Below are 18,484 nucleotides of genomic sequence, written 5' to 3' on the forward strand. Positions count from 1 at the left end.
GAACAAGGGGCCGCAGTGTCCTGACTCCCGGGTCGTCGCGGTGCGCTCCGGCCTTCCCAGGTCGTCCCCGGTGGCTCGTGGTGGAGTGCCGCTACCCGGTCACAGTGGCGCCGACCGTGCCGGACTCGCACCGGCTTCCTGGCAGGCCCCTTGCATTCGGATCAACGCACATCGTTTCAGACGCCGATCACGCGCCCAAGCGCTGCGGGCGTGAGATCACCGACTCGTCAGCGCGCGGTCGCGCGGGCGCGGCGCGGTTCGCGGCGCATGTCGACGTGCGGGATGCCGTCTTCGAGGTACTCCCCGCTCTCGGCGACGAAGCCGAAGGAGGCGTAGAAGTCCTTGGCGTAGGTCTGGGCGGAGAGCACGGCCGGGGAACTCTGCACCTCGGCGACCGCCGCCCGCATCAACTTGCGGCCCAGGCCCATGCCGCGCGCGCTCTCGGCGGTGCAGACGCGGCCGATCCGGTAGGCGCCGTCGGGGTCTTCGAGCAGGCGCAGGTAGCCGAGCACGTACCCGTCGGCGCTGTCGATCCAGAAGTGCCGGGTCGAGTCCTCCAGGTCGCGGCCGTCCAGCTCCGAGTAGGCGCACTTCTGCTCGACCACGAACACGTCCACGCGCAGGCGCAACATGCGGTAGAAGTCCGCGGCATCGAGGTCCGCGGTGTAGGCGCGGTGGACGGCTGCTGCGAGCGGCTGGAGGGTCACCCTTACCTGGATATCACAGCAGTCGCGCGATGCCCGCATTCGCGGGCGCCGAAGTTGCCTGCGCCACTACGGGCGTGGCGGGCGTTACGGCAGGTCGTCGGCCAGCGGGACGTAGTTGGCCAGTCGGGTGTAGACGCCGGGCGTGCCGGGCCGACCGCAGCCGGTGCCGTAGGACACCACGCCGATGAGCTTGCCGTCGGAGACGATGGGCCCGCCCGAGTCGCCGGCGCAGGCGTCCTTGCCGCCTTCTGGGAAGCCGGCGCAGAACATGCTGCGGTTGTCGTAGTTGGGGTAGGCGTCCTTGCAGCTCCGGTCGCTGTTGATCGGCACGTCCACCGAGCGCAGCGCGTCCGAGGACGGGCCGTTCTCGCTGGTGCGCCCCCAGCCGTAGACCCGCGCGGTCGTGCCCGGCCGGTAGGCCTCGGTGTCGCCGGGCTGGACCATCGGCAGCGGGCGCTGCGGCATCGGCTGGGCGAGCTTGAGCACGGCCAGGTCGTCGCCGCTGGTGAAGTCGCGGTAGTCGGGGTGCACCCAGACGTCGTCGACCGCGCCGATGGTGCCTTCGGTGCTGCGCAGGTCGGTGCGACCGGCGATCACCCGGATCTCGTCCGGGGTGCGCTCACCTCCGGTGAGCTGGTTCTCGACGCAGTGCGCGGCGGTGACCACCTCGCCCGCCGACACCAGGGTGCCGCCGCAGAAGTGGTTGCCGTAGGTGTCGGTGAGCGCGACCGCCCACGGCGCTTCCTCGGTGCTGGCGGAGGTCCCGCCGAGGACGCGGGCCTGGGGCTGCTCGGACGGTTCGGCATCGGCCAGCGGGTTGGTGCCGGCCAGCGCGGTGACCGCTCCGACGACGGCCATTCGCCGCAGTGCGCGCGCCGCCGTGCTGCTTCGGGTGTGCCGCCCCACGTCGCCCTCCAGGTAGTCAGCGATCTTGTCGAGCGCACACGGTAACCACCCGCACACCGAAACATCACGAGGTGCAACTCACAGCTCCGCGGGAAAATTTTTCGCTAAACTCGTCGTCGGCACGAAATCTTATCGATGGCGCCGCGCCCCGCGGCCGCTCATCCGGCCCGCACCGAAGCGGGTCCGATCTGCGTGGATCGCCTGATCCGCAGATTTCGCCCTACCGGATGACGATCTTCACCCGCTCTAGCGACGAAGCGCGTCGCGTTGAAGGAGGAAACCGCCGTGCTCCTGGACCCGACCACGTTGCCCGCCTTCCTGGTGGCGAGTGCGGTCGTCATCCTCACCCCGGGAGTGGACGCGTTCCTGCTGCTGCGCACCTCGCTGAACGCGGGGCGCAGGTCCGGGCTGCTGGCGCTGGCCGGCATCCACACCGCAAGCGCGCTGCAGGTCGCGGCGGTGATCTCCGGGCTCGGCGCGCTGCTGTCGAGCACCCCGCAGGTGATGGAGGTGCTCAAGTGGATCGGCGCGGCCTACCTGATCTACCTGGCCGGGATGATCCTGCGCGGGCTGTGGCTGACCAGGAGGGAGTCCGGTGAGCTCAACACCCCGCCGCCGGACCCGGCCAACCCCTACCTGCGCGGGCTGCTGAGCAACCTGACCAACCCGAAGATGCTGCTGTTCAGCCTCGCGTTCCTGCCGCAGTTCGTCGGTGCCGCCACCCACCAGGCGCTGCAGCTGGTCCTCCTCGGAGTGGTGTTCCTGGTGCTGGCCGCGATCTGGGAGGTCACCATCGTGCTGGCGGCCGCCGGGATCGCCGACCGGCTACAGCACCCCCGCGTCGCGAAGTCGCTGGACGCGCTGAGCGCGACGGCGTTCCTGACCATCTCCGTCGGGCTGCTCGCGAGCTAGCAGCGCCAGCAGCGCCAGGCCCGCCAGCACCAGCAGCACGACCTGCGCGGGCACGATCGGCGCGAGCAGGCTGACCACGAACGGGACGAAGAACCCGACGTAGGCCAGCACCCACATCACCGCGGTCAGCCCGGCCAGCTCGGTCGGCCCGGCGATGCGACCGACCATGGTCAGGCAGTAGGTCGAGGTGAACCCGTAGGAGACGCCGAGCAGCAGCGCGGCGGGCAACCCGAGCCACGGCGAGACGAACCACCCCGCCACCGCGGCCAGCACCAGCCCGGCGGAACCGCCGGTTAGGCCGATCACGGCCGTCAGGCGCGGCCCGTGCCGGGCGAGCCGTCGAGCGAGCGGCTGCACGAGTGCGCCCAGGCCCGGCGCGAGGAGCGTGGCCACCCCGGCGCAGAGCACCTGCAACCGCGGCTGGTGCGCGGTGACCAACCCGGGCAGCACGGCGAAGGCCACCGGTGGGGTGACGAACACCCACGGGGCCACGGGCGCGACCGCGCGCCAGAACCTCGGGTCCCGGAGCGCGCGCCCGCGCGGAGCCGATCCCTCGCCGCGCACCCGAGTCTCCGGGCAGCGCAGCGCCCACGGCAACGTCATCGCGCACAGCACCAGGTGCGGAGCGTAGGCGCTGATCAGCGGCGCGGGCCCCCAGGTCGCTACCAGGGCGGAGCCGAAGCCGCTCAGGCTGAACCCGGCGGCCAGCAGCGCCCCGGCCCGGCGAGCACCCGCCCCGTCCTCGGTCGCGGAGCCGAACGGCGGGTGCGAGAGCTCGCGCACCCACGCGGCGCCCGCGGCCAGCACCGAACCGGTGCTGATGCCCACCAGCACGCGCCCGACCACCAGCCACGGCACCTGATGCGCGCCGAGCATGAGGGCCGCGGTGGCCACCGCGTTGAGCACGATCGCCCAGCACACCACGGGCTTGCGCCCGCGCCGGTCCGCCAGCGGCCCGCCGAGCAGCAACCCCGGCACCAGTCCGACGACGTAGACGGCCAGCAGCCCGGTGGCCGTCGACGCGCTCAGCCCGAGGTCGCGCTCGTAGGCCCCGAGCAGCGGGGAGAACTGGTTGGCCCCCCATCCGGCGGCGGCCATCAACAGCGCGGCGGGCACCCAGATGTTTCGCACAGCTCACGTTCTACTGCCTCGCGCGCGATCGGCGGCAGTGCTCGTTCAGCTTTCCCGAACAGCCCGGGGGTGATCTTCACCTCCCGGCGCCCTGCCGGTATTTCGCACCTCCTTCCCTAGTCAGGAGGTTTCGCGCGGTCGTACGTTCCTGTCATGGACCTGCGGCGACTGGAGACGCTGCTCGCGGTGGCCGAGGAAGGGAACTTCGGTCGCGCCGCGAACCGGCTCTTCCTGTCCAAGGCGGCCGTCACCGAGCACGTCAAGCAGCTGGAGCGCGACTTCGGCGTCCGGCTGCTGGATCGCGCACCGGTTCGGCTCACGCCGGCCGGTCTGCGGCTCGCCGGCCACGCCCGCTCCCTGCTGGCAGCGGCCGAGAACGCCCGCGCCGATGTTGCCGACGCAGCCTCGCGCGAGCGCGCGGGGCTGCGCGTCGGGGTCATGGGGCACGGTTCGGCCGAGCTGACCCCGGCCACCTTGCGGGCTTTCCGCACGGCGCACCCCGAATTCGACCTGCGGCTGGTCCCGCTGGACTTCACCGAGCACGTCTCAGCCCTGCTCGAGCACCGCGTCGACATCGCCTTCGTGCGCCCAGCGCCGGACGACGAGCGGGTCGAGGTCGACGTGCTCACCACCGAGCGGCGGATCGTCGTGGTGCCGGCCCGCTGGGATCTGGCCGACGCCCCGCAGGTGCACCTGGCCGACGTGCTCGACCTGCCGTTCATCCGGCTGCCCGAGCGCACCCCGCGCCCGTTCACCGACTACCTGTACTTCACCGCGGCGCGAGGCGGCGAAGCCCCGCGCCGCGCCGCCGACGACGCCGTCAACCCGCACGAAGTGCTCACCGCTGCGGCGGCCGGACGCGGCGCGGGCTCGGCGCTGGAGTCGTTCCAGCGCTTCTACCCGTGGCCCGGCACCCGGTGCGTCCCGGTGGTGGACGCACCGTGGGAGCACAGCGTGCTGGTCAGCCGCGCCGGTGACCGCGAACCCGCGGTGCGCGCCTTCCGGGACGTGGCCACGGGGATCGCCCGCGAACTCGGCCCCGGCCTGCGGCTGACCCCCACCTGATCAGCGCTGCGCGGCCAGCTGAGCCCGCACCTCCGACTCGTAGCTGGACACCCGGGTGTAGATGCCCGGGTAACCCGGGCGCGCGCAGCCGTTTCCGGTGGAGACGATCCCGATCAGCTTGCCGTCGGCCACCAGCGGCCCGCCGGAGTCGCCCTGGCAGCTGTCCACGCCGCCCTCGGGGTAACCGGCGCAGACCATCGCCGCGGGGTCGTACTCGCCGTAGGCGGACGAGCAGTCCGCGTCCGAGGTCACCGGCACCACCGCGCGCTGCAGCACGTCCGAGGACTCGCCGCCCTCCGAGGTCGCGCCCCAGCCGAACACCTCGGCCTCGCGTCCTGGCTGGTAGGCCGCGGTGTCGGCGGTGGTGGCCAGCGGCAGCGGTGGCTGTGGCAGCTCGCGGTCGAGGGTCACCACCGCGACGTCGGCACCGCTGGTGGCCGACTGGTAGTCCGGGTGCACCCACACGTCGGTCGCCGCGGCCACGGTGCCCTCGCTGGTCGTCTTGTCCTCGCGACCGGCCACGACCCGCAGCTCCATCGGGTTCGTGCCTTCCACGCAGTGCGCCGCGGTGACGATCTTGTTCGCGGCGCCGATCGTGCCGCCGCAGAACTGGTTGCCCATCGGATCGGTCAGGAACACCACCCACGGGCTCTGCTCGATCTGCGCCGGCTCGCCTCCGACGATCGGCGGTGCGGCGGAACCCGCCACGTCCCGCTCGGCGGCGTTGGCCCCGGTCGCGAACATCGCCGTGGTCAACGCGGCCGCCGCGAGCACCCCCGCCGCCGCGCGGATCCGACCCCTCGTGTGCGCCATGCTCAAACTCCTCCCCCGACCCGGCGCTCGTCGTCCGACGACCGCCCTAGCTCGTTCAAAGTGTCCTTGAATAAGAGGAGCGAAACCCGCCGCCAGATACACCACTTCGCGCAGTGCAACACGATCGGGTGGAGATTTCGGCGGCTTACCACCCGAACGATCGACCCGCATGGACCACTGTGGACGGCGGGGCCGGCCACCCGACCGACCCCGCCGCGGCATCAGTCCTCGAGCTCGCCCTCCAGCTCCAGGTAGACCGAGCGGAGGTCGTCGAGCACCTGGTCGTCCGGCTCGGCCCACAGCCCGCGATCAGCGGCCTCCAGCAGCCGCTCGGTCATCCCGCGCAGCGCCCACGGGTTGGAGTTGCGCAGGAACTGCTGGACCTGGTCGTCGAAGACGTAGGACTCGGCGAGCTTGGTGTACATCCAGTCGTCCACCACCCCGGCGGTGGCGTCGAAGCCGAAAAGGTAGTCCACAGTGGCCGCCAGCTCGAAGGCGCCCTTGTAGCCGTGCCGCTGCATCGCCGAGATCCACTTCGGGTTGACCACCCGGGCGCGGAACACCCGCTTGGTCTCCTCGCCGAGGCTGCGCGTCTTGACCGCGTGCGGCACCGCCGAGTCGCCGACGTAGGCCGCCGGGTTGTTCCCGGACAGCGAGCGCACCATGGCGACCATCCCGCCGTGGTACTGGAAGTAGTCGTCGGAGTCGGCGATGTCGTGCTCGCGGGTGTCGACGTTCTTGGCCGCCACCTGGATGCGCTTGAACGCCGTCTCCATGTCCCCGCGCGCCTCGCGCCCGTCGAGCCCCCGCCCGTAGGCGAACCCGCCCCAGGTCGCGTAGACCTCGGCGAGGTCGTCGTCGGTGCGCCAGTTGCGCGCGTCGATCAGCGGCAGCAGACCCGCGCCGTAGGCACCGGGCTTGGAGCCGAAGATGCGGGTGGAGGCTCGCCGTCCGTCGCCGTGCTCGCCCAGGTCGGCGCGGTAGTGCGCGGCGACGTGGTTGTCCTCGTCGGGCTCGTCGAGCTTGGCCACCGCCCGCACCGCGTCGTCGACGAGCGCGACCACGTGCGGGAAGGCGTCCCGGAAGAACCCCGAGATGCGCACCACCACGTCGATGCGCGGACGGCCCAGCTCGGCGACCGGCACGACCTCGAAACCGGTGACCCGGCGCGAGGCCTCGTCCCAGGTCGGGCGGCAGCCCAGCAGCCAGAGGATCTCGCCGAGGTCGTCGCCCTGGGTCCGCATCGCCGAGGTGCCCCACACCGTCAGGCCGACCGAGCTCGGGTACTCGCCGGTGTCGGCGACGTGCCTGCTGATCAGCGAGTCGGCCAGCGAGGCGCCCACCTCGAAGGCGTTGCGCGAGGGGATCGCCTTGGGGTCCACCGAGTAGAAGTTGCGGCCGGTCGGCAGCACCGAGATCAGCCCGCGGGTCGGTGAGCCGGACGGCCCGGCCGGGATGAAACCGCCGTCGAGCGCGTGCACGACGTGGGTGACCTCGTCGGTGGTGCGCGCCAGCCGCGGCACGACCTCCTCGCAGGCGAAGCGCAGCACCCGCACCACCGGGTCCACTCCGGAGCCCAGGACGTCCGCGGCCACCGCCTCCGCCCGGTCGGCCGACCAACCGGCCTCGGCCAGCGCCTCGACGAGCTCGCGGGCCAGCTCCTCCAGCAGGTCCACCGCGTCGGAGGCCGACGCCGACGGGCCCTCGACCAGATCGGTCAGCGCGGCCGGGACCTCGGCGCGCGCACCCGGGTCGGCCAGCAGCGCCTGCTCGTCGAGCCCGAAGTGCTCGGACAGCGCCGAGCGCAGGCCCGGCAGGGCGCCGACGGTGCCGCCGAAGACCTGGCGCGCCCGCAGGATCGCCAACACGTCGTTGACCAGCTCGTCCTCGCGCGGCGCGCGGCCGAGGATGTGCAGCCCGTCGCGGATCTGCACGTCCTTGATCTCGCAGAGGTAGCCGTCGATGTGCATCACGAAGTCGTCGAAGGACTCCTCGTCGGGTTGGTCCTCCTGGTGCAGGTCGTGGTGCAGCTCGGCGGAGGTGACCAGCTCCCAGATCTGGTTGCGCAGCGCCGGCTTCTTCTCCGGGTCCATGTCCGAGACCAGCGCGTACTCGTCGAGCAGCTGCTCCAGCTTGGCGATCTCGCCGTAGGAGTCGGCGCGGGCCATCGGCGGGATCATGTGGTCCACCACGACCGAGTGGCCGCGCCGCTTGGCCTGGGTGCCCTCGCCCGGGTCGTTGACGATGAACGGGTAGATCAGCGGCAGGTCGCCCAGCACGGCGTCCGGGGCGCAGTCGGCCGCCAGGCCCAGGCCCTTGCCCGGCAACCACTCCAGCGTGCCGTGCTTGCCCAGGTGGATGACCGCGTGCGCGCCGAACTCCTCGCCCAGCCACCGGTAGGCGGCCATGTACTGGTGCGACGGCGGCAGGTCCGGGTCGTGGTAGATCGCGATCGGGTTCTCGCCGAACCCGCGCGGCGGCTGGATGAGCAGCACGACGTTGCCGAAGCGCAGCGCGGCGACGTAGATCGAGCCCTCGTCGTCGACGTACAGGCCCCCGGGCGGCGCGCCCCAGTGCTCGGTCATCGACTCGCGCAGCTCGGCGGGCAGCGCGTCGAACCACTCGCGGTACCGGGTGGCGGGCACGCGGATGGCCGCCTCGGCCATCTGGTCCTCGGTCAGCCACTCCACGTCGTGCCCGCCGGCGGCGATCAGCCGGTGGATCAGGGTGTCGCCGTCCAGCCCGGAGACGTCCAGGCCGCCGAGGTCGTAGCCGGCCTCCTCCAGCGCGCGCAGCAGCACCACCGCCGAGGCCGGGGTGTCCAGGCCGACCGCGTTGCCCACCCGGGAGTGCTTGGTCGGGTACGACGAGAGCACCACGCCGAGGCGCTTCTGCTGGTTGTCGACGTGGCGCAACCGGGCCAGCGAGACCGCGGTGCCCGCGACGCGGGCGGCGCGCTCGGGATCGGCGACGTAGACCGGGATGCCGTCGGCGCCCTCCTCCTTGAAGGAGAACGGCACGCTGATCAACCTGCCGTCGAACTCCGGCACCGCGACCTGCATCGCGGCGTCCATCGGAGAGACCGTGTCGCTCTCGGCCCAGACCGCGCGGCTGGTGGTCAGGCACAGGCCCTGCAGCACCGGGACGTCCAGCTCGGCGAGCGCACCGGCGTCCCAGGAGTCCTCGTCACCACCGGCGCTGGCGTCGGCGGCCACGGCGCCCCCGGCGGCGAGCACGGTGGCCACCAGCGAGTCGCAGCCCGCCAGCAGCTCGCGCAGGCCGTCGGCGTCCGACAGGCTGCGCAGCGAGCCGCAGAACACCGGGACGGCGTTGGCCCCGGCCGCCTCGATCTGGTCGGCGAGCGTGTCGACGAAAGCGGTGTTGCCCGCCAGCGCGTGCGCCCGGTAGAAGATCACGCCCACGGTCGGCTTGGCCCGGTCGTGCGCGCGCTCGCCGTGCCTGCCGAACTCCGGGGTGGACTCCGGGGGCTCGAAGCCGGCACCGGTGAGCAGCACCGTGTCGGACAGGAAGTTGGCCAGCTGGGTGAGGTTGGCCGGGCCGCCCTCGACCAGGTAGGTCAGCGTCTCGGTGGCCACGCCCGCGGGCACCGTGGACAGCGCCATCAGCTCGGCGTCCGGGGTGGCCTCACCGCCCAGGGCGATGGTGGGCAGGCCCGCGGCCAGCACCGCGTCCAGGCCCTCCTCCCAGGCGCGGCGACCGCCCAGCAGCCGGACCACCACCACGTCGACGTCGCGCACCAGCTCGGGCACGTCCTCGGCCGCGACCCGGGACGGGTTGGCCACCCGGTAGTCGGCCTCGGCGGCGCGGGCCGCCAGCAGGTCGGTGTCCGCGGTGGACAGCAGCAGAACTCGGGTTTCGCGGGCAGGCTCGCTCACGCAGGATCCTCTCTCGGGGTGCGCGCCCCGGCGGGGTCATGGCGGCGAGGAGTCTCCTGGCTCCCGGATCCTCGCGGCTTCCCCGCCTTCCCGCCCGCCCGCTCGGGGCCGGGCGGTGGCCGGATGGGGTCCGCTCCCCGGTCACAGTGGCGCGACCGCCCCGGACTCGCACCGGGTTCCTCCACGTCACCGCCGATTGGCTTTCGGGGTGATCCTATCCGTCCTGCGATCTCCGACCACCCGCACGCGGATAAGGGGACGAACCCCACACGACACCGGTCGGCGGGATCGGCGGTTCGACCGGAGCTCGCCCCGGCGGCGGAGCGGACGTCTCGCCGGGCGGTTCCCGCCCGACCGCGGACGGCCCGCTCAGTAGCCGGCGGCGAGGTCGACCGGGGCCAGCAGGGGCTCGCCCGCGACCCAGCGGCGGACGTTCTCCTGCACCCGGCGCGCGAGCGCGGGCATCAGCAGCGACTGCGGGTTGGCCGTGTGCGGCGAGATCAGCGCGCGCGGGTGGGAGAACAGGCGGTGCCCGTCCGGCAGCGGTTCCGGGTCGGTGACGTCCAGGGCCGCGCCACCGATCTCGCCGGCGTCCAGGGCCGCGACCAGCGCGTCGGTGTCGACCAGCGACCCGCGCGCGATGTTGATCAACCAGGCGTCGGGCTTCATCGCCGCCAGCGCCCCGGCGTCGATGAGCTCGTCGGTCTGCGAGGTCGCGGGCGCGGCCACGACCACGAAGTCCGAGCCGGTCAGCACGCGCCGCACTCCCTCGGCGTCCTCGGCGGGCCAGGTGCGCTCGGCGCCGTCGACCGGCTTGCCGGAGCGGTTGACCGCCAGCACCGTCGCCCCGAACGGGCGCAGCATCTCGATCAGCGCCCGGCCGATGCCGCCCGCGCCGATGATGCCGACGGTGGACCCGGACAAGCTGCGCATCCCCTCCGGCCGCTGCCAGGAATCGGCGCGCGCCATCGCGGGGATCTGCCGCGCACCGGCCAGCATCAGCCCGAGGGCGTGCTCGGCGACGGTCTGCGCGTAGGTGCCCGCGGCGGAGGTGAACCGCACGCCCTCGCGCAGCACCCCGGCCGCCAGCCAGGACTCGACGCCCGCCGAGGGCAGCTGCACCCAGTCCAGCCCGGAGTGGTCGAGCTCGGGGAACCGGCCGGGCTCGGCGCCGAACCACACCAGCGCGGAGGCCTCCTCGGCCGCGGCGAGCTCAGCGCCCCCGGCCAGCACGGCGGATTCGAGCTCGGGCGGGGCGACGGGACCCACGTGGACCTTCAACGACTTCTCCATCTCGCTTTCCTCCGGGACAGCTGATCAGCGCGGCCGGCAGCTCACCGCTCGCCGAACCGCAGCGCCTTCCACTGCGCGTCGTCGCAGCTCAGCCAGCGCTGCAGCGATTCGGCGTCCGGCGGGGCGCTGTGGTCCTCGGTGCTGCGCAGGCTCTGCGCGGCAAGCACGTGGCCCAGCCGCAGGCACCGCACGTCGTCCTCCCCGCGCAGCACGCCGGAGAGGAACCCGGCGGCGAAGGCGTCCCCGGCACCGACCGGCTCGACCACGTCGACCTCCGGCGCGGGCACGACGACCCGCCGCTCGCCGAGCGCGTAGGCGGCATCGGCTCCGTCCTTGACCACCACCACGTCCGGCTGGTCGAGCAGTTCCCGCACCTCGTCGGCGGTCCGCACGCCCCACAGCGCGGCGGCCTCGTCGAGGCCGACGAAGACCACGTCGGCCATCCCGGCGAGCTCGCGCAGCACCGGGGCGGCCTCCCGCGCGCTCCACAGCGCGGGGCGGTGGTTGACGTCGAAGGAGATCCGCGCCGCGCGCTCGCGGGTCAGCAGGTGGCGGATCAACCGGTCGCAGCTCGCCGACAGCGCGGGGGTGATGCCGCTGATGTGCAGCAGGCGCGTCGCGTCGAGCTCGCTCGCGGGCAGGAAGTCCTCGTCCATCGTGGACGCCGCCGACCCGGCCCGGTAGTAGTGCACCCGCGTGCCCTCCGGCCTCGGGTCCTTGAAGTACACGGCGGTGGGCGCGTGCGGGTAGACGTCGACCAGGCCGGTGTCCACCCCGGCGGCTCCGATGGTCGAGGCCATGCGCCTGCCCAGCGGGTCGTCGCCCACGCGGCTCGCCCAGCGCACCCGGTGTCCGAGCGCGGCCAGGTGAACGGCCACGTTGGACTCCGCGCCGCCTGCGGAGAGCGTGAAGCTCGGAGCCTGCTCCAGGGGGACCGGGCTGGCCGGGGCGACCAGCGACATCGTCTCGCCCAGGCACAGCACCTCGGTCGGCTGCACCACCACTGCCTCCTCGCGATCGCTGGTTCGAGCGAAAGGCTATCGCCAGCGAGACTGCGAAATACACACCTCCGTTGCACTCCGCGCAACGCTGGGCCGGAACCGGCCGGAGCGGACCGCTTCTCCTAGGCTGGCCCCGGTGATCGACGATCACCCACAAGCCACAGGAAAGAAGGAGGGCTCGCATGAGTCTGGAGCGCCCGATCGATCCTGACCCGTACTCGTTCCTGCCGGCGGTGCCCGAGTTCACCGTCACCTCCGCCGACGTGAGCGACGGTCAGGCGATGACCAAGGCCCAGGCCTTCGACGGCATGGGAGCGGGCGGGGACAACCTCTCGCCCCAGCTGAGCTGGTCGGGCTTCCCGGAGACCACCAAGAGCTTCGTGGTGACCTGCTTCGACCCGGACGCGCCGATCCCCGGCGGCTTCTGGCACTGGGTCCTGGTCGACGTCCCGGCGAACATCACCGAGCTGGCCACCGACGCGGGCAACCGCAACGGCCAGAACGCGCCCGCGGGCGCCTTCCACGTGTCCAACGACATGGGCGAGAAGGCCTTCGGCGGCGCGGCCCCGCCGCCCGGCGACCGCCCGCACCGCTACTACTTCGTGGTGCACGCGGTCGACACCGACAAGCTCGGCGTGGACGAGAACGCCTCGCCGGCGGTGGTCAGCTTCAACCTGGCCTTCCACACCGTCGGTCGGGCCGTCATCACCCCCACCTACCAGCACTGATCCTGGCACAGGTGATCGCGCCCGCTCCCCGCTCGGGGGCGGGCGCGACGCGTTTCGCCCGAACGGGCTGAATCACCGGAGCCCGCTCGCTCCTCTTATTAGTGGGAGGTGCGAGATGGACGTGCTGCCGGGGGCCATCGCCGCGGTGCTGGGCACCGCGCTGGCCGCGCTGCTGTTCCCGTCGTTCGTCGCCGGTGAGTACCGGCGACGCGGTGGACTGCGCGCCGAGGTGGCGCTGCGGCGCTACGCGGCGCTGCTCTACGCGACCGCTCTGGGCTGCTACGTGCTGCTGCCCACCGGCGGGGGCTGCTTCGCCGCCCAGCTGCTGCCGCTGGCCGGGCTGACCGGTGGCGGTGGCCTGCTGCAGTTCGCGAGCAACATCGCGCTGTTCGTCCCGCTCGGCGCGCTGCCCGCCCGCGGTTCCCGGTTCGCCGCGGCCGCCGGGCTGGCCGCATCGCTGCTGATCGAGGTCACCCAGCTCACCGGGCTGTGGTTCAGCTTCCCGTGCCCCTACCGGGTCTTCGACGTCAACGACGTCATCGCCAACACCCTCGGCGCGCTGCTCGGCGGGTTCGTCCCGCTGCGCCCGCTGGACCGCGCGCGGTGCGCCTCCGACCCGGTCCCGGTCACCGCCGGGCGTCGCTTGCTGGGGATGTGCTGCGACGGCCTGCTGCTGGGCTGGCTGGCCGTGGCCGCCGGCGGTCCGGACCGGCCCGCGTGGCTCCCGGCGGCGCTGGTGCTGCTGGCCGCGACCCTGCCCACCGGCACCACGCTCGGTCAGCGGCTGGTGCTGCTGCGCGCGCACCGCCCCACCCCGGTGGTGGCCTCGCTGCGCTGGGCTTCCGGCTGCGGCGGCCTGGCCGCGGCGTTGACCTGCGGCCCGCTGCTGGGCGCCCCGGCACCGCTGGCGGCCGGGCTGTGGTGCGCCGCGCACGCGGCCGGTGTGATCTGCGACCGAGATCGGCGCGGAATCACCGGGCTTCTCTCCGGGTTGGAACTGCACGACATGCGCGCACCGACGACGGTGCGTCCCCGTGAGGCAGGATGGGACCCGTGCGGCACTTCGACCTAGTCATCATCGGTTCCGGCTCCGGCAACTCGATCCTCGACGAGCGCTTCGCCGACTGGAACGTGGCCATCGTGGAGAAGGGCCTCGGCCCCAACGACGCCTACGGCGGCACCTGCCTGAACGTCGGTTGCATCCCGACCAAGATGTTCGTGCACACCGCCGACACCGCCAGCGCCCCGGCCATCGGCACCAAGCTGGGCGTCGACCTCAGCCTCGACCAGGTGCGCTGGAGCGATGCGCGCGATCGGATCTTCGGCCGGATCGACACCATCTCCGCGGGCGGGCGCCGCTTCCGCGCCGAGGAGCAGGACAACGTCACCCTGTTCGAGGGCAACGCGCACTTCACCGGCGTCAAGCAGCTGTCCGTGCAGACCGCCGAGGGCGTCGAGACGATCACCGCCGACCGGTTCGTGGTCGCCGCCGGCGGCCGCCCCGTGATGCCGGAGGTCCCCGGGCTCGACCAGGTCCGGGTGCACACCAGCGACACCGTGATGCGGCTGGCCGAGCTGCCGCAGCGGATGATCATCATGGGCACCGGGTTCATCGGCGCCGAGTTCGCGCACATCTTCAGCGCGCTGGGGGTCGAGGTCACCATGATCGGCCGCTCCGGGCAGGTGCTGCGCGCCGAGGACGCCGACGTCTCCGCGCGGTTCACCGAGCTCGCCGCCGCCCGCTGGGACCTGCGCCTCAACCGCAAGGTCGTCTCCGCCGAGCGCGCGGGCGAGGGCGTGCGGCTGCACCTGGAGGGCCCGGACGGCGCGGAGACCGTCGAGGCCGACGAGCTGCTGGTGGCCATCGGGCGCACCCCGAACAGCGACCTGCTGGAGGCCGAGGCGGGTGGGCTGGAGGTCGCCGACGACGGCAAGATCGTCGTCGACGCCCAGCAGCGCACCTCAGTCGACGGCGTGTGGGCGCTCGGCGACATCAGCTCGGCCCACGAGCTCAAGCACGTCGCCAACCACGAGACCAGGGTGGTCCAGCACAACGTACTCAACCCGGACTCCCCGATCGAGTCCGACCACCGCTTCGTGCCGCACGCGGTGTTCTCCTCGCCCCAGATCGCGGCGGTGGGGCTCACCGAGCAGCAGGCGCGCGAGCGCGGCGTGAACTACGTGACCAAGATCCAGGACTACGGGGCGATCGCCTACGGCTGGGCCATGGAGGACACCACCGGCTTCGCCAAGCTGCTCGCCGACCCGGACAGCGGCAAGATCCTGGGCGCGCACATCATCGGCCCGCAGGCCCCGACCCTGCTGCAGCCGATCATCCAGGCCATGCACTTCGACCTGGACGCGCGCAGCATGGCACGCGGGCAGTACTGGATCCACCCGGCCATGCCGGAGCTGCTGGAGAACGCGCTGCTCGGGCTGCCGCTGAACTAGAGCCTGCGCACGTCGAGCCCGGTTTCGACGGCGGTGCCGTCGGGCCCGGGCTCGACCCGGTAGGCACCCGCCTTGCCGTTCTCGGCGAGCGCCTCGACCAGCTCGGTGCCGCGGTAGAGCAGGCCCGCACCGTCGTCGGTGGCGTAGCCGGCAGGCAGCGTTCCCTCGGCGATGAGCCGCTGGAACAGCGGACGCCGCTCGGGCTCGGAGTCGTAGTGCACGCCGTTGGAGTGCGGCAGCAGGCCGAGCCCGTCGGTGATCGGCCGCAGCTGCGGGCCGAACGAATCGGTGGTCCCGCCGACGTGCCAGCAGATCGATCCCGCCGACACCCCGGTGAGCACCACGCCCGCCTCCCAGGCCTCCCGGAAGATCGCGTCGAGCTCGTGCAGCCGCCACATCGCCAGCATCCCGGCGACGCTGCCGCCCCAGACCCAGACCACGTCCTGCGCCAGCAGGTGCTCTCGCACCTCGGCGAGGTTGGGCATCGGGAACAGCGACAGGTGGCTGCCCCGCCAGCCCAGCTGGGCGGCGTTGGCGTAGAAGGTGGAGATCAGGTTCGGGTCGTCGCCGCAGGCGGTGGCCAGGAAGCACACCTCGGGCGCCCGGCCGCCGGTCCCGGCGAGCTCGACGGCGTGATGGGTCAGGGCCCCGGGTTCCCACCCGAGCCGCGCCGAGCGGCGGATCCCGCCGGAGGTGGCCAGGATCGTCGGAACATCAGCAGGCACGCCCGCAGCCTAGCCCTCTCTCATCAAGGGTCCCCGAGCGCTCGGGGCTTCTGATGAGAGAAGCGCACCCCGGTTCAGGAGACCGGGTGGAGCCCGTAGTCGGTGCCCATGTCGAAGGCCTTCACCGGCGCGGTGCCGAGCGGGCTCGCGAGGTCCGGCCCGGCCGGGACCCGCTCCAGCACGAAGGCGGGCGCACCGGAGCGGGTGATCACCACGTCCTCCCCTGCTTCCGCGCGATCCAGCAGCTCGGTCAACCGGTCGCGCGCCTCGTCCAGCGAAAACTCAACAGCCATGCCCGCAAGCTACCGGCCGCGCGCCGGTTACCGGCCGGTTCGCGCCGTCGAATCACCGGAACCGGTACCGGCCCGACGCGTACCGGAACCGGTCATCGCAGCGCCGCGCTCAACGATGGCAATGCGGCGGGCGCGCCGTCGTCGAGCAACCGCCGCAGCGCGTCGGTGTCCAGGTGCTCCTCGACCAGGTCGCCGAGCAGGTCCAGCTGAGCCCCGCGAACATCGGCGAAGACCGTGTCCTCGGCGACCGAGAAACCGTCCCGCCCGGCCCTTTTCGCCGCCCATGCCAGGAACCTGCGACGGTAGGCGTCGTTCTCGAACAGACCGTGCCAGTGCGTGCCCAGAACCGAGCCGCAGATCCCGCCCTCGACGCCGTCGGCCGTGCGCACCAGCGGTTCCAGCTCGCCGCGCCGCACCGGCAGGCCGTGGTGGATCTCGTAACCGGTCACCGGCTCGCCGAACGCCTCGCCGCGCGGATTGCCCAGCGTCTTGCGCTCGGCGAAGTCGATCTCCAGGTCGAGCAGGCCGAGCCCGTCGACGCTGCCCGATGCGGACTCGACCTCGTCGTGGATTCGCCTGCTCAGCATCTGGAAACCACCGCAGATCCCGGCGACCGGGAGGTCGGCGCGCGCGTGCTCGCGGATCGCCTCGGCCAGCCCGGTCTCGCGCAACCACCTCAGGTCGGCCACGGTCGACTTCGACCCGGGCAGCACCACCAGGTCGGCATCCGACAACCGGGAGGGTTCGGTCACGAACCGCACCGCCACCCCGGGCTCGGCGGCCAGCGCCTCCACGTCGGTGGCGTTCGAGATCCGCGGCAGCCGCGGCACCGCGACCCGCAACCACTGCCCGCCCCGCGGCGGGGCGGGACGCCCCACCACGCCGTCGGCGACGTAGGACAGCGAGTCCTCGGCGTCGATCCACAGCTCCTCGGCCCACGGCAGCACCCCGTGCACCGGCCTGCCGGTGAGCCCGCGCAGCTGCTCCAGGCCCGGCCGCAGCAGGTCGGGATCACCGCGGAACTTGTTGATCAGGAAGCCGGACACCAGCGCCTGGTCGGCGGGGTCCAGCAGCGCCAGGGTGCCGAAGAGCTGCGCGAACACCCCACCGCGATCGATGTCGCCGACGACCAGCACCGGAAGCCGAGCCGCCTGCGCCAGCCCCATGTTGGCGATGTCGCTGGTCCGCAGGTTGATCTCGGCGGGCGAGCCGGCACCCTCGCAGATCACGTAGTCGTGGTCGCGACGCAGGTCCGCCAACGCCTCCGAGACGGTCTCCAGCAGCGCTGCCTTGCGCTCCCGGTAGGACATGGCGGTGACCGCACCGGCCACCTCGCCCATCACGATCACCTGCGACTGCCGATCGCTTCCCGGCTTGAGCAGCACCGGGTTGAACCGCACCGAGGGCTGCACCCCGCAGGCCGCGGCCTGCAGCGCCTGCGCGCGCCCGATCTCCCCGCCGTCGGCGGTGACCACGGAGTTGTTGGACATGTTCTGCGCCTTGAACGGCGCCACCTTCGCCCCGGAGCGGGCCAGCCAGCGGCAGATCCCCGCGGTCACCACGCTCTTCCCGGCATCCGACGTCGTCCCGGCGACCAACAACGCATTCACAGCACGTTCCTACCTCATGCCCCGGTTGTGGGGGGCGACACACCACCGAGGAAGGCTTCGAGCCCGTCGAGGTGGCGCTGCAGGCCGAAGTCGAACAGCTCGTCGAGGTCGAACCCGACGTCGTGGGCGAAGTTCTCCGCCAGCGCCGGGAACCGCCCCGAGCCGATCAGCGACTGGAACAGGCCGCGGTCCAGCGACTGGCGCTGTTCGCCGGTGATGCCGCAGCGGTGCTCCTGCTCGGCCTCCAGGGAACGGGTGATCGCCAGCCCGCCGACGTAGCCGTTGAGCGAGACGACCAGGTGCAGCTTCGCGCGTTCGTCGAGCGCGAGCCCGTCGAGGGCGCGCAACGACCAGTCCACGTGGGCAAGCCCGCTGGAGACGACGGGCGGGGCGGCCAGCGAGGTGAGCATCACCGGCGCCAGCCAGGGGTGCCTGCGGTAGGTGCGCCACTGCAGGTGGGCGACCAGCTCCAGCTGCGCGCGCCAGCCCGGCGGCCCCGGCTCCGGCAGCGCGCGGGCGCCGAAGGCCGCGTCGGCCATCAGGCGAACGAGCTCCTCCTTGTCCGGGACGTAGCGGTACAGCGTCATGGCCCCGGAGCCGAGCTCGGCGGCCACCCGGCGCATCGACACCGCTCCGATGCCCTCCCGGTCGGCGAGCGCGATCGCGGTGCGCACGATCCGCTCCCTGGTCATCGCCGAGTCCGGCCCTCGCGCGGGCCGCCGCGCCTGCAGTCGCGCGCTCACCACCGTGCCGCTGCCGCGCACCTTCTCCATCGTGCTCAACCGCATCTGGGCTCCGGTCATCGCCGTCGGGCTCTCCGCCCTCCGCGGGGACGATCCGCAGCTGGCCTGGATCGTCCCGGCGATGACCACCTGGCTGAGCTGGACGATCCCGCTGATCCTGCTGGAGTGGTGGTTCGCCCGCCGGCGGTGACCGCCCGCCCGCAGCGGGCG

General features: G+C 72.7%; 17 protein-coding genes and 2 riboswitches. Of the genes, 6 read left to right on the forward strand and 11 right to left on the reverse strand.

Going from position 1 to position 18,484, the window contains the following annotated elements; all coding sequences use genetic code 11:
• Nucleotides 1-13: 13 nt before the first annotated feature.
• A riboswitch (cobalamin riboswitch) is annotated at nt 14-141 on the reverse strand.
• Between the two features lie 86 nt (nt 142-227).
• Nucleotides 228-707 carry a GNAT family N-acetyltransferase gene (locus tag ACFQRI_RS04950; RefSeq protein ID WP_380664909.1) on the reverse strand — a complete coding sequence of 160 codons (480 nt, stop codon included), beginning with the start codon at nt 705-707 and terminating at the stop codon, nt 228-230.
• 84 nt (nt 708-791) lie between these two features.
• Entirely contained in the window at nt 792-1,565 is a 774-nt protein-coding gene (locus ACFQRI_RS04955; RefSeq protein ID WP_380664911.1) for a S1 family peptidase, read from the reverse strand.
• A 333-nt stretch (nt 1,566-1,898) separates the two neighbouring features.
• Between ACFQRI_RS04955 and ACFQRI_RS04960 the strand changes: the two genes are divergently transcribed.
• Entirely contained in the window at nt 1,899-2,525 is a 627-nt protein-coding gene (locus tag ACFQRI_RS04960; RefSeq protein ID WP_380664913.1) for a LysE family translocator, read from the forward strand.
• Here ACFQRI_RS04960 and ACFQRI_RS04965 read toward each other — a convergent pair.
• Complete coding sequence (locus ACFQRI_RS04965; RefSeq protein ID WP_380664915.1) at nt 2,439-3,656, reverse strand: MFS transporter; 1,218 nt, start codon at nt 3,654-3,656, stop codon at nt 2,439-2,441. The two genes, ACFQRI_RS04960 and ACFQRI_RS04965, sit on opposite strands and share 87 nt — an antisense overlap.
• Before the next feature lie 153 nt (nt 3,657-3,809).
• Here ACFQRI_RS04965 and ACFQRI_RS04970 point away from each other — a divergent pair, with 153 nt between their 5' ends.
• Nucleotides 3,810-4,721: a LysR family transcriptional regulator gene (locus ACFQRI_RS04970; protein WP_380664917.1), complete on the forward strand. Its 912-nt coding sequence runs from the start codon at nt 3,810-3,812 to the stop codon at nt 4,719-4,721.
• Here the strand turns inward: ACFQRI_RS04970 and ACFQRI_RS04975 are convergent, their stop codons facing one another.
• From ACFQRI_RS04975 to ACFQRI_RS04990, 4 genes are all read right to left on the reverse strand, one after another.
• Nucleotides 4,722-5,534 (reverse strand): S1 family peptidase, encoded by an 813-nt coding sequence (locus ACFQRI_RS04975; protein WP_380664919.1) that lies wholly within the window; start codon nt 5,532-5,534, stop codon nt 4,722-4,724.
• A 221-nt stretch (nt 5,535-5,755) separates the two neighbouring features.
• Entirely contained in the window at nt 5,756-9,430 is a 3,675-nt protein-coding gene (cobN, locus tag ACFQRI_RS04980; RefSeq protein ID WP_380664921.1) for a cobaltochelatase subunit CobN, read from the reverse strand.
• Nucleotides 9,431-9,460: 30 nt separating this feature from the next.
• Nucleotides 9,461-9,664: riboswitch (cobalamin riboswitch) on the reverse strand.
• Nucleotides 9,665-9,799: 135 nt separating this feature from the next.
• Nucleotides 9,800-10,723, reverse strand: coding sequence for a D-isomer specific 2-hydroxyacid dehydrogenase family protein (locus tag ACFQRI_RS04985; protein ID WP_380664923.1), 924 nt, complete (start codon nt 10,721-10,723; stop codon nt 9,800-9,802).
• 41 nt (nt 10,724-10,764) lie between these two features.
• On the reverse strand, nt 10,765-11,724 hold the full coding sequence (locus ACFQRI_RS04990) for a sugar kinase (protein ID WP_380664925.1): 960 nt from the start codon (nt 11,722-11,724) through the stop codon (nt 10,765-10,767).
• Between the two features lie 182 nt (nt 11,725-11,906).
• On the opposite strand from ACFQRI_RS04990, the gene ACFQRI_RS04995 reads away from it, so the two are divergent.
• From ACFQRI_RS04995 to ACFQRI_RS05005, 3 genes are all read left to right on the forward strand, one after another.
• A complete protein-coding gene (locus ACFQRI_RS04995; RefSeq protein WP_380664927.1) occupies nt 11,907-12,452 on the forward strand; it encodes a YbhB/YbcL family Raf kinase inhibitor-like protein in 546 nt (181 codons plus the stop codon).
• 115 nt (nt 12,453-12,567) lie between these two features.
• Entirely contained in the window at nt 12,568-13,524 is a 957-nt protein-coding gene (locus tag ACFQRI_RS05000; protein WP_380664929.1) for a VanZ family protein, read from the forward strand.
• A complete protein-coding gene (locus ACFQRI_RS05005) occupies nt 13,506-14,903 on the forward strand; it encodes a mycothione reductase (RefSeq protein ID WP_380664931.1) in 1,398 nt (465 codons plus the stop codon). Before ACFQRI_RS05000 ends, ACFQRI_RS05005 begins: the two co-directional genes overlap by 19 nt.
• On the opposite strand, the gene ACFQRI_RS05010 is transcribed toward ACFQRI_RS05005, so the two are convergent.
• From ACFQRI_RS05010 to ACFQRI_RS05025, 4 genes are all read right to left on the reverse strand, one after another.
• Nucleotides 14,900-15,628, reverse strand: a complete 729-nt coding sequence (locus ACFQRI_RS05010) for a Type 1 glutamine amidotransferase-like domain-containing protein (protein ID WP_380664933.1) — start codon at nt 15,626-15,628, stop codon at nt 14,900-14,902. The two genes, ACFQRI_RS05005 and ACFQRI_RS05010, sit on opposite strands and share 4 nt — an antisense overlap.
• 74 nt (nt 15,629-15,702) lie before the next feature.
• On the reverse strand, nt 15,703-15,921 hold the full coding sequence (locus tag ACFQRI_RS05015; protein WP_380664935.1) for a type II toxin-antitoxin system Phd/YefM family antitoxin: 219 nt from the start codon (nt 15,919-15,921) through the stop codon (nt 15,703-15,705).
• A 92-nt stretch (nt 15,922-16,013) separates the two neighbouring features.
• Nucleotides 16,014-17,531 (reverse strand): cobyric acid synthase, encoded by a 1,518-nt coding sequence (locus ACFQRI_RS05020; protein WP_380664937.1) that lies wholly within the window; start codon nt 17,529-17,531, stop codon nt 16,014-16,016.
• 14 nt (nt 17,532-17,545) lie between these two features.
• Nucleotides 17,546-18,205, reverse strand: a complete 660-nt coding sequence (locus ACFQRI_RS05025) for a TetR/AcrR family transcriptional regulator (RefSeq protein ID WP_380664939.1) — start codon at nt 18,203-18,205, stop codon at nt 17,546-17,548.
• On the opposite strand from ACFQRI_RS05025, the gene ACFQRI_RS05030 reads away from it, so the two are divergent.
• Nucleotides 18,198-18,464, forward strand: a complete 267-nt coding sequence (locus tag ACFQRI_RS05030; protein ID WP_380664941.1) for a hypothetical protein — start codon at nt 18,198-18,200, stop codon at nt 18,462-18,464. The genes ACFQRI_RS05025 and ACFQRI_RS05030 overlap by 8 nt on opposite strands.
• The last annotated feature ends 20 nt before the right edge of the window (nt 18,465-18,484 follow it).

This window comes from Saccharopolyspora griseoalba (assembly GCF_042665275.1).
Lineage (GTDB): Bacteria > Actinomycetota > Actinomycetes > Mycobacteriales > Pseudonocardiaceae > Saccharopolyspora > Saccharopolyspora griseoalba.

Excerpts from the sequence above, each read along its gene's own strand:
- ACFQRI_RS04970 (WP_380664917.1), top strand. The coding sequence starts at position 3,810 with ATGGACCTGCGGCGACTGGAGACGCTGCTCGCGGTGGCCGAGGAAGGG.
- ACFQRI_RS04995 (WP_380664927.1), top strand. The coding sequence starts at position 11,907 with ATGAGTCTGGAGCGCCCGATCGATCCTGACCCGTACTCGTTCCTGCCG.
- ACFQRI_RS04955 (WP_380664911.1), bottom strand. The coding sequence starts at position 1,565 with ATGGCCGTCGTCGGAGCGGTCACCGCGCTGGCCGGCACCAACCCGCTG.
- ACFQRI_RS04975 (WP_380664919.1), bottom strand. The coding sequence starts at position 5,534 with ATGGCGCACACGAGGGGTCGGATCCGCGCGGCGGCGGGGGTGCTCGCG.
- ACFQRI_RS04985 (WP_380664923.1), bottom strand. The coding sequence starts at position 10,723 with ATGGAGAAGTCGTTGAAGGTCCACGTGGGTCCCGTCGCCCCGCCCGAG.
- ACFQRI_RS05000 (WP_380664929.1), top strand. The coding sequence starts at position 12,568 with ATGGACGTGCTGCCGGGGGCCATCGCCGCGGTGCTGGGCACCGCGCTG.
- ACFQRI_RS05015 (WP_380664935.1), bottom strand. The coding sequence starts at position 15,921 with ATGGCTGTTGAGTTTTCGCTGGACGAGGCGCGCGACCGGTTGACCGAG.